This is a genomic window from Paraburkholderia sp. GAS38 (genome assembly GCF_050434965.1).
Lineage (GTDB): Bacteria > Pseudomonadota > Gammaproteobacteria > Burkholderiales > Burkholderiaceae > Paraburkholderia > Paraburkholderia phenazinium_A.
Genome location: NZ_JBNDJO010000002.1, coordinates 24,319 through 37,836 on the forward strand (window position 1 = coordinate 24,319; position 13,518 = coordinate 37,836).

A 13,518-nucleotide genomic window follows, 5' to 3' on the forward strand; every position below is an offset into this window, starting at 1 on the left:
TGCTTAGTGCGACACGCTGGCGACTGCGAGGCCGTTGTGTTGCAGGTTGCCTACCCCCGACGCGATGTTCACCCCGATGTTGCCGGTTGCGCCGACGAGCGCACCGTTACCGAGCAGCGACGAGCCGGTGAACTCCCCGTTCACGCTAGCACTGGCGGTCTGGCAGTTCTGATCGCTGGCGATCACTTCGCCGCCGTCGCCGGAGCTGCCATGCGACCAGCCCTTGCCGCTCGGGGTGCTGTCAGTCGTGGCCGATGCAGAGAGGCTGTTGTTCTGCACGTTGCCTGCACCCGACGCCACGTTCACGCCGACGTTACCGGTCGCACCTGCCAGTGCGCCTGTGCCGACCGCAGCGATGAAGTTGAAGTCACCAATCGTGGCCTTGCCGCTCGATGCCTGGGTCGAGTAGATCTGCGAGCTGCCGAAGACCGGGCCCACATCCATGTTCGACAGAGCCGCGTCGTTGGACTGCGCGTTGTCGACACCGGTGGCGATGTTGACGCCGATGTTGCCGCTCGTGCCGCTCAGGGCGCCGTTGCCGATGCCTGCCGACATATCCGTGGCCGTTTCGGTGTTGATGTGCTGCGTGACGCTGCCCGTTACCGTCACCGAACCGGAGTTGTCGGAGTAGTCATGCGTCCATGCATAGGCGTGGCTGCCTTCCGAGAAGCTGTAGTTCGTCTTGCTGCCGGAACCCGAGTCGGACTTCGTTGATGTGCTCGTGCTGCCGGCTGCGTAGCCGCCGTAGGCGACGCCATAGCCTGCTGCTGCAACCGCGAGTCCGCCGCCGAAGCTATCCGACGCATGGGTGTTCAGCTCTGCCGCGAAGCCTGCTGCCACGCCGCCGAGGATCACGCCCGGGCCGAAGCCGAGACCGGCAATGAAGCCCGCAGCCAGCGCGCCGTTGGCGGAGGCGTGCGTGTTCACATAGTTGTAGCCCTGATAAGCCGTCGACAGGCCCGTTGCGAAGCCGCCACCGGCGATAAAGCCGCCGCTGGACGAGCTGGTCGTCGTATGCGTGTTGGTGTTTTTGTACGCATAGCCGCTGGTGCTGTACGACTGGCTGTAGCCGCCGCCGCTGCTGCTGCCGCTCGCGTTGTTCCAGCTGTCCTTCGTATTGATCTTGGTCGTCACATTGCCGGACGTGTAGGTCTGCGGCGGCGTCTTCATGTCGACTCCGCCGAGGTCGACGTTCTGCGTGTTGTTGACCGTGGCGCCGTTGCTGCTCGACACATTGACCCTGCCGTGCAGGGTGATGAAGCCGAATTCGCCGATGTCGGTGTAGACGTTGGTGGCCGTAAAGAGCTCAGCCGGGTCGCAGCCCGCTGTGCATTCGGCGTAAGCCGAACTTGCTGCCATCGTCGAAAGAACCGCTGCTGCAATGAGAGTGCGCTTCATGATGACGCTCCGATAAAGAGTGTGGCTCGTTAGAAAAAGGTGCCCGCCGGGGGACGGAGCACAAAACTGTTTGAACTGACATTGCCTGTACCGGCAGCCTGGTTGATCTGGACAATCCCACTGACGTTCTTGAGCGCGTCCGTGCCGATGGACACCTCGCGTGCGTCGTGGTTTTCGCCAGATCTACCTGTACCGCCGTTTTTGGCGGTCGTAGCGGATAGGACCCCATCCCCTACGATCTCCCCTTCAACCGGCGCAGAACCGATCACGGCACTGTTCCGCTGAAGATTCGCTACACCCGCCGACTGATTCACTTCGATAAGGCCAGAGGTGTTTGAGAATGCGTTATTACCGATGTCGCTTTTTGCAGCCGTCGTCTTCGCGTTGGTCGACGCGGCTTGCACGCTGCCAGTCAGGTTGATGGGCGCGGGCCCATTCATGAGGACGCCCTGATTGGCCTGCACGTTGTCGAGCCCGGATGCCTCGTTGACGGCCACGACTCCCATGGCGCCGTTCGCGACGCCGCTGCCGATCAGCGACTGCGCGTCCACCAGGGCGGGCAGCGTCTGGGCGTGGGCCGCGAAGCTGGCCCAACCGAGCAGCGCGAGGGCGATCAGCGTCCGTACGGGCTGGCGTGACGGCAAGGTGTGCATGGCCGGAGCGCGGGACGTTGTCATTTGATCGCTCCCATTGCTGCGCCGAGCGGGGCGAGGGCGCCGGTGACGGTCTGCGTAATCGTGCTGCCGAGCCCGCCCGCACCGCCGCTGAGGCCGGCTGCCGCACCGACCGGCAGGCCGCTGCCGTTGCCGTTGCCCGCGAGCAGGTGTTCGAGCCCGTTGCTGCCGACCAGCGCCGGCATGAAGCCATTGCCCGCGATGCCCGCGGTGCCGTGCGCGCCGTTCAGGTCGAGATCGCTCGCCATCGAGCCGATCGCGGCGTCGAAAGCGGCCGTCGGGAACGTCTGGACCTGCACGCCGATCGGATCGTCGTTCTTCGGCACCGGCACGAACGCATCACGCGGAGTGACGTCGCGCTCGATAATCAGGTTGCCGGGCTGCGTCGCCTGCTGCGCGGCGGCGGGCATCGCGGCGCCGGCGGCGAGCACGCTGCACAGTACGCAGAGCAGCGCGGTGTGGTCGCTGCGCAGGCGTGGCATCTGGGTTGAGGCGTTCATGTCGGTTCCTTGCTGGCAGACGATCGTTCGGTGCCGTTTTTTTAGCGGGCAGCCGGCGGGCGTCGTTCAGCTAATTGCGCTGATAGGTGGTCACGTTGCCCTGTGCCGAGCGGGCCACGTCGACGGGAATCGGCAGCGGCGAGGGCGGGGCGATTTCGTCCCACAGCGTCACGCCGTTGCCGCCGTTGTTGCTGCTGCGCATCAGTTGCGGCGTGGCGGCGACCATCACCATGCCGCCGAAGCCGCCGCGCTGTTGCGACAACGCCTGATCGTCGAGCACCAGATCGTTCGCCGCGACCGCGTCGGCCGGGATGCTCAGCGCGTCGCCGGCGAGATCGCTGGGCTGGGCAGCGGGATTCGCGGTGTTGGCTGGATCGGCCGCCGCGGTATCCGGGGCCGTCGCCGCTGCGGGCGTCACGCTCGCGAGGGTGACGGACCCGGTATCGGGGGAACTGGCAGTGACGGGTTCCTGTGCATTGACGGCAGGGGGCAGTGCACCAATCAGCAATGCGGCGCAGATTGCGGCGTGAGGCCGGAAGTGGCGCAAGTCGATGCGGAAAGCGAGTCGCATGGTGTGTCTCCTTGGTGCAGGACTTTTAGCGAAACATGTGCCATGAGGCGCAATCCGTTGATGCGTCTGGGTGTGAGGTAAGCAGTGAGAAGGGAATCCGCAAAAATGCGGCAAAAACGTTTCAGCCCTGAAACGGGTGGCAGGAAATACCGATAAATCGCAATTAGCGTCGGTACGCGAAAGGCCAGGGTAGATACGTAGCCGGCCTTCCTGGAAACGTTTTATTCAGAATACGTAGACTTGTGCAACGCCCGCCCAGCCTTGCTGAGCGGCGTCCGAGGCGATTAAATTCGCATATTTGTTTTCGAAGCGGCGCGCGTATAGTAAGCTCTCGAAAACAGAGTCACATTTAAAAAAAGCCTGAAGCTGGGCCGTCTCAATCACACACGCCGCTTTTCGGGGATCAGCTGTCCGCACGGAATGGAATGGCCGTTCGGTTTTTGCTATGCGCGAATCCCGAGCTGAGTCAACGTGTCTGAAACTTGTTCAGGTGCGTGCCGTCATCCTTAACGTTCGTTGACGAGAGGATCTGAATAATGGAACCCGCAACGCGGCAACTGATTTACGTTTCGCGTGACCCTAGCGCGGAATTGAATACGCGGTTTCACCAGCGCGGCTGGCACGTCGAAGTGGTGGGTTCGGCGCGCGATGTCCGTCGTGCCGTTCGCGCCGGTATGGCCGCGGGCGGTTTGCTCGATCTGTCGAGCCATTTCCAGCAACATGAGATCGCTGCGTTCGAATCGTGCCTGACGATGCCGAACGTCGGCTGGGTCGCCGCGACCATGCCCGGCCAACTGCAGGACGCCGCGCTGCGCCGGCTCGTGCGCGACTACTGTTTCGATTACGTAACGGTGCCGTACTCGGGCGACAGGATCGTCGACTCGGTGGGACACGCCTACGGCATGATCTCGCTCGGCGAGTCTGCCTCGAACGACGCCTCGCCGAGCGGCACCGAGGGCGAAATGGTCGGTTCGTGCGACGCGATGCTCGCTCTGTTCCGCTCGATCCGCAAGGTGGCGATGACCGATGCGCCGGTGTTTATCTCGGGCGAATCGGGTACCGGCAAGGAACTCACGGCGGTGGCGATCCACGAGCGTTCGTCGCGCCGCAGCGCGCCTTTTGTGCCGATCAACTGCGGCGCGATTCCGCCGCATCTGTTGCAATCCGAACTGTTCGGCTATGAGCGCGGTGCTTTCACGGGCGCCAACCAGCGCAAGATCGGCCGGGTTGAAGCCGCCAACGGTGGCACCCTGTTTCTCGACGAAATCGGCGATCTGCCGCTCGAAAGCCAGGCGAGCCTGCTGCGCTTCCTGCAGGAGCGCAAGGTCGAACGGCTGGGTGGCCACGGCGCGATCGACGTCGACGTGCGCATCATCTCGGCCACTCACGTCGATATGAATGCCGCGATGATCGAGGGGCGTTTCCGTTCGGACCTGTATCACCGCCTGTGCGTGCTGCAGATCGACGAACCGCCGTTGCGGGCACGTGGTAAGGATATCGAACTATTGGCGCGGCACATGCTGGAACGTTTCAAAAAGGATGCAAGCCGCCGCTTGCGCGGCTTTGCGCCCGATGCGATCGCCGCGCTGCACAACTACAGCTGGCCGGGCAACGTGCGCGAACTGATCAACCGGGTGCGGCGCGCCATCGTGATGTCGGAAGGGCGCGCGATTACGGCCCGCGATCTCGAGCTGGCGGAGTACGTGGAGATCGTGCCGGTTTCGCTTGCCCAGGCACGCGAAGCGGCGGAGCGGCAGGCTATCGAACTGGCGCTGTTGCGCCATCGCGGCCGCCTCGGCGACGCGGCGCAGGAACTGGGCATTTCGCGGGTCACGCTGTACCGTCTGCTGTGCGCGCATGGAATGCGCCATATGGAAGGCGAGCCCATCGTGCCGCATGCCGAGCCGGCCTCGGTGCCTCACATCTGAGACGCGTCGGACGCCCGTCGCCCGCGCTTGTTAGAATCGGGTTTTGTCGCAAAAAGTCCCAGGCGTTCGGCGCCGGGCCGAAGGAACCCGAATGAAACAATACCTCGACCTCGTCCGCTCGATTCTCGACACCGGCACGTGGCAGGAAAATCGCACTGGCATCCGCACCATCAGCATGCCCGGCGCGATGCTACGCTTCGATCTCCAGCAGGGTTTCCCCGCCGTCACGACCAAGAAGCTCGCGTTCAAGTCGGCCATTGGCGAGCTGGTGGGATTCCTGCGCGCGTCGCGCAGCGCGGCGGACTTTCGCGATCTGGGCTGCAAGGTGTGGGACGCGAACGCCAATCAGAATCCGCAATGGCTTGCCAATCCGTATCGCGAAGGTCCTGACGACCTCGGCGACGTGTACGGCGTGCAATGGCGCAAGTGGCCGGCCTACAAGGTGCTGGATGCGTCGGCGAGCGCGCAGCTCGCGGATGCGACCGGTCGCGGCTACCGGGTTATCACCGAGTTCGACGAAGACGGCAGCCGCAAGGTGCTGCTGTACAAGGCCATCGATCAGTTGCGGCAGTGTCTCGACACGATCATGCAGAACCCCGGCGACCGGCGCATTCTGTTTCATGCATGGAACCCTGCGGTGCTCGAAGAGATCGCCTTGCCGGCTTGCCACCTGCTTTATCAGTTTTTACCGAATGCGGCGCGGCATGAAATCTCGTTGTGCCTGTATATCCGCAGCAACGATGTGGGCCTCGGCACGCCGTTCAATCTGACCGAGGGCGCGGCCCTGCTGCATCTGGTCGGGCGGCTGACGGGCTATACGCCGCGCTGGTTTACGTACTTCATCGGCGACGCTCATATCTACGAAAATCAGCTCGACATGCTGCAACGGCAACTGACGCGCGAGCCGTATGAGAGCCCGCAGTTCGCGATCGACGAACGCGTGCCGGATTACGCGAAAACGGGCGTGTACGAGCCGGAGTGGCTGGAGAAGATCGAGCCGGCGGATTTCTCGCTGGTCGGTTATCGGCATCACGAGCCGCTGACCGCGCCGATGGCGGTTTGAGGCCGGCCTGGGGCCTCTCACGGTAAGCGCTTGCTCTGTTCGAGCAGTGACGGCGGGAGGCTGGAAGCTTGAGTGACCTTCATGCTCGTCAAAACGCTCATTATGGGCGTCGGCAAGCGGCGGCATTTGAAGCCATCTGTGAGTACGAAAGCGGCGCTGCTACCTCGCAAGCGCCGCTTTCGCCGGTGAGTACCCTTAGCCCTTGCGGTGCTCCTCGTGGCCGCCGTTATTCGAATGTTGCTCCGGATGCGGCTGAGGACGCGGTTGCTGAGCCTGTTGCGCGGGACGCGGTTCAGGGCGCGGCTGCTGGGCCTGCTGCGGATGATATTCCTGACGCGGCTGGGCCTGCGGCTGCGGCCGGGGTTCCTGGCGCGGGGCCTGCTGAGCCTGCTGCGGATGGTATTCCTGCCGCGGCTGGGCTTGCGGCTGCGGCCGGAGTTCCTCGCGCGGGGCCTGCTGAGCCTGTTGCGGGTGATATTCCTGACGCGGCTGCGGCTGGGGCTGGGGCCGTGCTTCTTCACGCGGGGCCTGCTGTGCCTCTTGCTGACGAGACTCCGCTGCACGTGCCTGCTGTTGCTGCTGCGCCTCGGGCGCCGGTGCGTGCGGCTGGGCATTGACTTCCCGCTCAGCCTGTTGAGGCGCACGCGCCGCCGGCGACGGATTCTCCCCCGGATGCGGCACACCACCATGCTCCTGCGCCTGCGGCGCGGCGAACGCACCTGGCTGCTGACGATTCTGCGGCTCGCCTGGTTGCTGCGCAACCGGCTCGCGTCCGGCGGCCTGCTGGGTTACACCGTGAGCCTGCCCTTGCTGACCCTGCTGCGCCTGCACGGCCATCGGCGTATGCGGCTGCGTCCACGCCGGCTCATGGTGAGCCTGTGCAGCGGTCTGCTGACCGGCCGTAAGCGCTGCAGCGCCATGCTGTGCGAACGTGCCCGGATTGCCGCCGGCCGCTTGCGGCGGACGCGGCACGCCGTTGTTCGGCTGCGGCCGCTCATTGGCTACCTGGGCCGGCGCGCCGGGCGTCCCCGGCCGTGCTGCCTGCTCAGGCACGCCATGAGGCGCTTGCGCCGCATTCTGCGCACCGCCGCCAAATGGCGCCGGCCGGCCGCCATTCGCAGCAGGCTCGCCGGGCCGCGGCGCACCCTGCGCGACACGCGGCTCGGCGCCGGGTGCCATGCGCGGCGAGTTCGCCTGGACTACGCGCACGTTCTGCGCCCCCGTCGCGGGTCCGCCATGCGCGCCTTGCGTTTGGGCAGCGGCGAAATGCGCCGGCACCGAGGTGCGCACGATCGGTTCGCCGGCGCCCGGCACCCGCCCGCCGCTTTGCGCAAAACGTTGCGCAAGCGTGTCGTGGTACGCCGGCGGGACGGCCGGACTGCGCGTTGCCACCACCGAGCGGGACATCACCGCTGCGGGCGGCCGATAGTTCGCGTTGCGCAAGCCGGAATCGAAGCTCTGACGCACCGGCGCGATGCCCGGGCCGCCCGGGTTGATCTGCGCATTGCGCCATTGTTGCGGGTCGACCTTCTGCGCGAAGCGGCCGACCGGCTGGCCATGCACGAAGGCTGTCGCCGGCACGGCGGTGACGCCGCCCGGTGCGCGGTAGTTGATGTAGGTGTTGTGAATGTTGGTGATGTTCGTGACATTCACGTTGCGGTTGTAGTTGTTGACCACCACCGTGTTGTTGACACGGTTGTAGTAACCGGGACTCCAGCCGCCCCAGCGCGGATGCCACGGTTCGCCCGGCCCGAGCGGGAACCAGGCCACGCCGGCCGCGGCCACGCCGCCGATCGCCAGACTCACGCCCCAGTTGAACGAGCCGCCTCCGCCGCCGACAAACGCGACCAGCGCCGGCGCATAGACGGGCGGCTCGCTGACGACGACCGGGCCCGGCACCCACGCCCAGGAATCGTCGACATAGGCCCAGCGGCCGTAGTGGTACGGCGCGAAGCCCCACGGCGCGTCGTCGACCCACGTCCAGCCCCACGGCGCCTGCCACACCCAGTGACCGTCGTGATAAGGCGCCCAGCCTGTCGGCACCACGCTCGGCACCCACACTTCGCCATACTGAGGACTGCTGCGCCAGCTGCCGTTCGCATCGAGGTCTTCGTAACCCGGCACGTCGCGCGACACGTAGCGCGCCGACACCGAGCGGTCTTCGGCCGCATCGCGACTCGCGGCCCATTGATCGAAGCCGTCGAGCCCCGGCGCGCCGTTATCGGCCACCTGCTGCAGGGCCGTGCCGGCAAAGCGGATCTGCTGGCCGGCGGCGACCGGCACCTGGCCGTTGTCGCCATACACGGTCGCGCTGCCGCTGCGCACCGTGACGGTCGTGCTGCTGCCGTCCGGCGCCACGTCCACGCGGTAATCGCCCGGGCCGTTCACGCCGAGCGCGAGATTCGGCGTGTCGATCTCGTAGGTCGAACCCGGCGCGAGTTCGCGCACGCGGGTCGACAGCGTGCCTTGCGCAACCTTGAGCTGCGCGCTGGTGTCGTCGAGATTGAGGATGTCGAGACTGGTCGTATCGCCGAGCCGCACCGCGGTCGAACCGATATGCAGTTCGGCGCGCGCGTTCTGGTCGTCCCAGAGCTGGTCGCCGGTGGTAAGCGGACGGTTGATCTGTGCGTAGGACCAGTCGGTCGCGCCGGCGGGCTCGGTGGTCACCGCGCCCGAGGTGTAGTTCAGGCGCGCCACACGTCCCGGCGGATCGGTATTTCCAGTGTTCTGCGCGACGGCCGGCGCATTGTCCGGCGGCGCTTCCTGAGCGAAGGTGGTCTGGGCTGCGAGCGTGAACACTGCCGCAGCAATCAGGGTGTAACCGGTGACGCGGCGCAGTGCGAGGCGGGGGGCGGTGAGCTTTTTCATGTTGTGTCTCTCAAACGGACGCTTCGTTTTTGCATCCGTGAAAGCACTCTACCGTCGCGGCCTGTTTCAAGGCGTCGACATTTGTAAGCCTCCTTACCTGCCGTGTAACAAAAAATGTGGCGGTTCAAATTCGCAATGAAACGGACGCTTCGATGTCGCCGGTTTGCGCTCAGTCCTTCAGAAAATCGTTGAACTGCTGGTGACCGGCCGGCGTGACCCGCAGGATGCGCGGCCGTTCGGTGCGCTCAACCCAGCCGTGGGTCGACCAGGCGTCGAGCAGGGCCGCGCCGAGCGCGCCGCCCAGGTGGGGCCGCCGCTCGCTCCAGTCGGGGCAAGTGCAGGCGAAGCGGCGCCGCCGGCTGTGCTGGCCGGCCACGTCGATGCCCCAGCGGGCGAGCTGGGCCGCGCCGTCCTCGGTGGCTTCGAGCGTGTTGCCGTGCAGGTTCAGCAGCTTGTGGCTCAGCATCCGCTCGAAGAGCTGCACCGACAGTTCGCCGGCCATGTGGTCGTAGCAGGTGCGCGCGTAGCGCATGTCGACCGGCACGGTGCGCGCCGGGCGCGGCGTCATGCGTTGCGGCGCGCTGACTTGCGCCACGTTGGCGAGCGCTTCGATGGAAGCCGCGATATCCGGCGAGGCAATCCGGAAGTAGCGGTGCCGGCCGCGCTCCTCGACGGCGAGCAGTCCACCTTCGGTGAGACGCGCCAGGTGGGCGCTGGCGGCGGACGGCGACAGGCCGGCCACCATCGTCAGTTCGCCGGCCGGGCGCGCGCTGCCGTCCATCAGCGCCCATAACATGGCGGCACGGCCGGGGTCGGCGAGCAGCGCGCCGATCCGGCTCAAGCCGGGGAAGTGATTCTGTTCATCGGACAGTGAAGCAGGCATAGGAGCCTCCTGAGGCTTGGCGCGCATGAGCGCTCGCCGACGTCTTCACTATATCGGAGTGCGGCATTCGACGTTTCAGTCTGGCGTGAACTATGAATGCGAGCGCGCGGGCAGCGTTGGGAAATGCAGGCGGGGCGGGCAGGACAGCGCGGCGCGCTTTCGCGCGGCTGCGGGGCACCAGGCTAGAATCAAAACCTGTCTTCAGAGAAACACGCGCTCATGAAACTCCTGCTAGCCATTGCCGCTACCGTGCTGTTGTGCGCCGCCTGTGCGCAGGGCGGCTCGGCGCCGCCGAGCGCGGATTCGAGCGGCATCACGATGTACGGCACGGTCGACGAAGGCATTTCCTACCACAGCAAATGAAACGTAGTGCCGCTGCGCGCCGGCGCTCGCGACAACGCACGAGCGCGGCAATGGTGAATGCGGCGACGACGTTTGGCAGGAATTGATGCATCATTGGCATCTCTGCCAACGTCAGCCATGTGACGATCAGGCTTCGTTCTTCCTGCCATACGAGGCTTGCCGATGTCGTCATCGTCCGATGTTCCCACCGCCTGCGCCGACGCCCGCTCCGGCGCAGGTTCCACCGCTGCCGTCGATTCCGGCCGCCCCGCGCCGCAACCGGATCACCGGCGCGGCACCCGCGTGCTGGCGGTCTGTCAGGCGCTTTACACGTCCTCGGTCTCGATTGATCTGACGCTCACCGGCCTCGTCGGCTACAACCTCGCCGACGACAAAGCCTTCGCCACGCTACCGTTTTCGCTGATCACCGTCGCCGCCGCGCTGACGACGGTCCTCGCCTCCTTCCTGATGGCGCGCATCGGCCGGCGTGCGGGCTTCCTGATTGGCGCCGGCGTCGGCGCGCTGGGCGGTTCGATTTCCGTGTGGGCGATTTTTCATCACAGTTTCTGGGCCTTCTGTGCGGGCACGGCGACGGTGGGCGTGTTTCAGGCCTTCGCGCAGTACTACCGCCTCGCCGCCGCCGATGCGGTGGCCGTGGACGCGAAGAGCCGCGCCATCTCGACGGTGCTGACCGGCGGCGTGGTCGCCGCCGTGCTCGGGCCGTTGCTCGCGGCATGGAGCAAGGACTGGCTCGCCCCGGTCGCATTCGCCGGTTCGTATGCGCTGGTGACGGCGCTGGGGCTGGCCTCGGTGGCGTTGCTGGCGCTGGCGTATCGCGACGTCGCGCCATCCACTCACGCCGGTTCCGCCGCCGCCTTTAAGGCCGTCGAAGGGCCGCGCCCGCTCGGCCAGATCGTCCGGCAGCCGATCTTCGTCGCCGCGCTGGCGAACAATGCCCTCGGCTACGCGGTGATGATGTTCGTGATGACCGCGACGCCGATTGCGGCGGTCGCCTGCGGGCACACGATCGGCGACGGCGCGCAGATCATCCAGTGGCATCTGGTCGGCATGTACGCGCCGTCGCTGTTCTCGGCACGGCTAATCCAGCGCTTCGGCGTGCTGCGCGTGATCGGCTGCGGGATCGTGCTGTCGGCGCTGTGCGGTGTGTTCGCGCTGCGCTCGACGGATCTGCCGCATTTCTACGCCGCGCTCGCCTGTCTCGGGGTGGGCTGGAATTTCATGTTCGTGGGCGGCACGACGCTGCTCGCACAATCGTACCGGCCGACCGAGCGCGCCAAGACACAGGCGACGAGCGAATTCACCACCTTCGCGTTTTCGGCGCTCGGTTCGCTGTTCGCGGGGCAGTTGCTCGCGCGTTTCGGCTGGGCGGCGATCAACGCGGCGATCTTCCCGCCGCTCGCGCTCGCCGCGGTGGCGACGCTCGGCTATGCCTGGTCGCGCGCCCGGCAACCGGCATGGGTGTCGTGAGGGCGGTCGGTCGTCCGGTGGTTCGATTTGCTTCGATTGGGGAAACACGCTGATGGTCTCTTCGTTTGACGCTGTGGTTTCAGGTGCGGGTGACTTGCCTGGTGCAGAAGTGGCGCCCGAGGTGCGCCATGTGGTGTTCGCCGTGGCGCCTGAGTTGGTGCTGCTCGACGCGTGCGGTCCGCTCGAGGCGTTCTGGCGCGCCGAACTGACGATCGCAGCGCGCCGGGCCACTCCGGCGGGCGCGCAGCCGGCGGCGCATGGCGGCGCGGCGGCGGCCTATCGGACGACGGTGGCGTCGATCGACGGCGGGGTCCTGCAGACGTTTCCGGGCCTGCCCGTGGTGACCTCGCGGCTGGATGCGCTCGACGACGAGCCGATCGACACGCTGATCGTCCCCGGCGTGCCGGTCGACGACGACGCGCCGTTGCAACCGGAACTCGTCGCGTGGCTCGCGCGCCGTGCACCCCAGGTGCGGCGCGTGTGCTCGGTATGCACCGGCGCGTTTTACCTGGCCGCCGCGGGCCTGCTCGACGGCCGCCGCGCGACGACCCACTGGCGCGACGCGGCGCTGCTCGCGCGGCGCTTTCCGAAGGTCGAGGTCGACGCCGATCCGATCTTCATCCGCGACGTGCGCGATGGCCGGGCGGTGTGGACCTCGGCGGGCGTGACGGCCGGCATCGATCTGGCGCTGGCGTTGATCGAAGAGGATCTCGGCCACGCGGTCGCCATGCAGGCCGCCCGGCGGCTGGTGGTGTTCATGAAGCGGCCGGGCGGCCAGTCGCAATTCAGCGCGGCGCTCGCGGCGCAAGCGTCGGCCGGCGGCCCGTTCGAGGCCCTGCATAGCTGGATGGCGGCGAATCTGCGCGACGACCTGTCGGTCGAGCGGCTCGCCGAGCGCACCCGCATGAGCCCGCGCACCTTTGCGCGGCGCTATGTCGACGAAGTGGGCCGCACGCCCGCCACGACCGTCGCGGCGCTGCGTCTGGAGGCCGCCTCGCGCTGGCTTGCCGAATCGCGCCGGCCGCTCAAGCGGATTGCGCTCGAATGCGGTTTCGGCAGCGAACAGAACCTGCGGCGGGCGTTCGTGCGCCGCTTCGGCGTGTTGCCGCTCGATTACCGCGAGCGCTTTGCCGCGGCGGAGCCGCTGTCCTGAGGCGCACGCCGCAGCGCTCGTTGCGACCCTTTCGCGGGAGGCAAAACAGCGTTACCGCCCTTCATTACGCGCCGCAGTCAAAATTGCACTCGTATAATCGGCTCCTTTCGACATTCGTTTGACCGGAGTCAAGATGAGCACCCCTGCCGCTGCGCCGCTGGACCGTTCTGAAACCACGTTCCGCTTTCTCGCCGAGCCGACCTCGGTCAACTTCGGCGGCAAGGTGCACGGGGGCGCGCTGATGAAGTGGATCGACGAGACCGCTTATGCGTGCGCCGCCGTCTGGTCCGGGCGCTACTGCGTGACGGTCAGCGTCGGCAATATCCGCTTTCGCCGGCCCATCCTCGTGGGCAACCTCGTCGAACTGCGTGCGCGCGTCGTCAACACGGGCCGCACCAGCATGCACATTCACGTGTCGGTGCAGGCGGGAGATCCAAAGGGCGGCGAACTGATGCAGACCACCGACTGCCTCGTCGTGATGGTGGCGGTCAACGAGAATGGGCATCCGGTGCCGGTGCCCGCGTACGTGCCCGAGACCGATGAACAGAAGCGCCTCGCCAAATACGCGCTGGACGTGAAAGAGGCGCTCGACGCCATCGTCGAACTCAAGCCGGAAGAAGTGGCCAAGGGCAAGATCTAAGCGGGCGGTG

General features: G+C 66.4%; 12 protein-coding genes. 6 read left to right on the plus strand and 6 right to left on the minus strand.

From position 1 onward, the window contains the following. Positions 1-3 precede the first annotated feature (3 nt). The 4 genes from P3T42_RS04230 to P3T42_RS04245 all read right to left on the minus strand — a co-directional run bounded on the left by P3T42_RS04230 (position 4) and on the right by P3T42_RS04245 (position 3,143). The gene (locus P3T42_RS04230) at positions 4-1,398 is read right to left on the minus strand and encodes a hypothetical protein (protein WP_074300362.1); all 1,395 of its coding nucleotides are present in this window, start codon (positions 1,396-1,398) and stop codon (positions 4-6) included. A gap of 29 nt (positions 1,399-1,427) precedes the next feature. Beyond that, entirely contained in the window at positions 1,428-2,075 is a 648-nt protein-coding gene (locus P3T42_RS04235) for a hypothetical protein (protein WP_253190219.1), read from the minus strand. Next, positions 2,072-2,572 carry a hypothetical protein gene (locus tag P3T42_RS04240; RefSeq protein WP_429305268.1) on the minus strand — a complete coding sequence of 167 codons (501 nt, stop codon included), beginning with the start codon at positions 2,570-2,572 and terminating at the stop codon, positions 2,072-2,074. The genes P3T42_RS04235 and P3T42_RS04240 overlap by 4 nt, the downstream gene beginning before the upstream one ends. Before the next feature lie 70 nt (positions 2,573-2,642). After that, complete coding sequence (locus P3T42_RS04245) at positions 2,643-3,143, minus strand: hypothetical protein (protein WP_074300359.1); 501 nt, start codon at positions 3,141-3,143, stop codon at positions 2,643-2,645. A gap of 536 nt (positions 3,144-3,679) precedes the next feature. Here P3T42_RS04245 and P3T42_RS04250 point away from each other — a divergent pair. Continuing rightward, complete coding sequence (locus tag P3T42_RS04250; RefSeq protein WP_074300358.1) at positions 3,680-5,071, plus strand: sigma-54 dependent transcriptional regulator; 1,392 nt, start codon at positions 3,680-3,682, stop codon at positions 5,069-5,071. A gap of 91 nt (positions 5,072-5,162) precedes the next feature. Beyond that, a complete protein-coding gene (locus P3T42_RS04255) occupies positions 5,163-6,134 on the plus strand; it encodes a thymidylate synthase (protein WP_074300357.1) in 972 nt (323 codons plus the stop codon). Positions 6,135-6,329: 195 nt separating this feature from the next. Here the strand turns inward: P3T42_RS04255 and P3T42_RS04260 are convergent, their stop codons facing one another. Both P3T42_RS04260 and P3T42_RS04265 read right to left on the minus strand, forming a co-directional pair. Then, the gene (locus P3T42_RS04260) at positions 6,330-9,002 is read right to left on the minus strand and encodes a DUF6600 domain-containing protein (protein WP_074300356.1); all 2,673 of its coding nucleotides are present in this window, start codon (positions 9,000-9,002) and stop codon (positions 6,330-6,332) included. A 169-nt stretch (positions 9,003-9,171) separates the two neighbouring features. After that, complete coding sequence (locus tag P3T42_RS04265) at positions 9,172-9,885, minus strand: ArsR/SmtB family transcription factor (protein ID WP_074300355.1); 714 nt, start codon at positions 9,883-9,885, stop codon at positions 9,172-9,174. Between the two features lie 219 nt (positions 9,886-10,104). Here P3T42_RS04265 and P3T42_RS04270 point away from each other — a divergent pair, with 219 nt between their 5' ends. The 4 genes from P3T42_RS04270 (at position 10,105) to P3T42_RS04285 (ending at position 13,508) form a co-directional block, all read left to right on the plus strand. Continuing rightward, a complete protein-coding gene (locus P3T42_RS04270; RefSeq protein WP_429305269.1) occupies positions 10,105-10,248 on the plus strand; it encodes a hypothetical protein in 144 nt (47 codons plus the stop codon). Between the two features lie 162 nt (positions 10,249-10,410). Next, complete coding sequence (locus P3T42_RS04275; protein WP_429305270.1) at positions 10,411-11,715, plus strand: MFS transporter; 1,305 nt, start codon at positions 10,411-10,413, stop codon at positions 11,713-11,715. 94 nt (positions 11,716-11,809) lie between these two features. Then, positions 11,810-12,868, plus strand: coding sequence for a GlxA family transcriptional regulator (locus P3T42_RS04280; protein WP_429305271.1), 1,059 nt, complete (start codon positions 11,810-11,812; stop codon positions 12,866-12,868). Positions 12,869-13,001: 133 nt separating this feature from the next. Beyond that, positions 13,002-13,508, plus strand: coding sequence for an acyl-CoA thioesterase (locus P3T42_RS04285; RefSeq protein WP_074300352.1), 507 nt, complete (start codon positions 13,002-13,004; stop codon positions 13,506-13,508). Positions 13,509-13,518: the final 10 nt, after the last annotated feature.

Bases quoted from the DNA above. Each gene is read 5' to 3' on its own strand.
- P3T42_RS04260 (WP_074300356.1), bottom strand. From the start codon at position 9,002: ATGAAAAAGCTCACCGCCCCCCGCCTCGCACTGCGCCGCGTCACCGGT.
- P3T42_RS04245 (WP_074300359.1), bottom strand. From the start codon at position 3,143: ATGCGACTCGCTTTCCGCATCGACTTGCGCCACTTCCGGCCTCACGCC.
- P3T42_RS04265 (WP_074300355.1), bottom strand. From the start codon at position 9,885: ATGCCTGCTTCACTGTCCGATGAACAGAATCACTTCCCCGGCTTGAGC.
- P3T42_RS04255 (WP_074300357.1), top strand. From the start codon at position 5,163: ATGAAACAATACCTCGACCTCGTCCGCTCGATTCTCGACACCGGCACG.
- P3T42_RS04285 (WP_074300352.1), top strand. From the start codon at position 13,002: ATGAGCACCCCTGCCGCTGCGCCGCTGGACCGTTCTGAAACCACGTTC.
- P3T42_RS04235 (WP_253190219.1), bottom strand. From the start codon at position 2,075: ATGACAACGTCCCGCGCTCCGGCCATGCACACCTTGCCGTCACGCCAG.
- P3T42_RS04270 (WP_429305269.1), top strand. From the start codon at position 10,105: ATGAAACTCCTGCTAGCCATTGCCGCTACCGTGCTGTTGTGCGCCGCC.
- P3T42_RS04250 (WP_074300358.1), top strand. From the start codon at position 3,680: ATGGAACCCGCAACGCGGCAACTGATTTACGTTTCGCGTGACCCTAGC.
- P3T42_RS04230 (WP_074300362.1), bottom strand. From the start codon at position 1,398: ATGAAGCGCACTCTCATTGCAGCAGCGGTTCTTTCGACGATGGCAGCA.
- P3T42_RS04240 (WP_429305268.1), bottom strand. From the start codon at position 2,572: ATGAACGCCTCAACCCAGATGCCACGCCTGCGCAGCGACCACACCGCG.
- P3T42_RS04275 (WP_429305270.1), top strand. From the start codon at position 10,411: ATGTCGTCATCGTCCGATGTTCCCACCGCCTGCGCCGACGCCCGCTCC.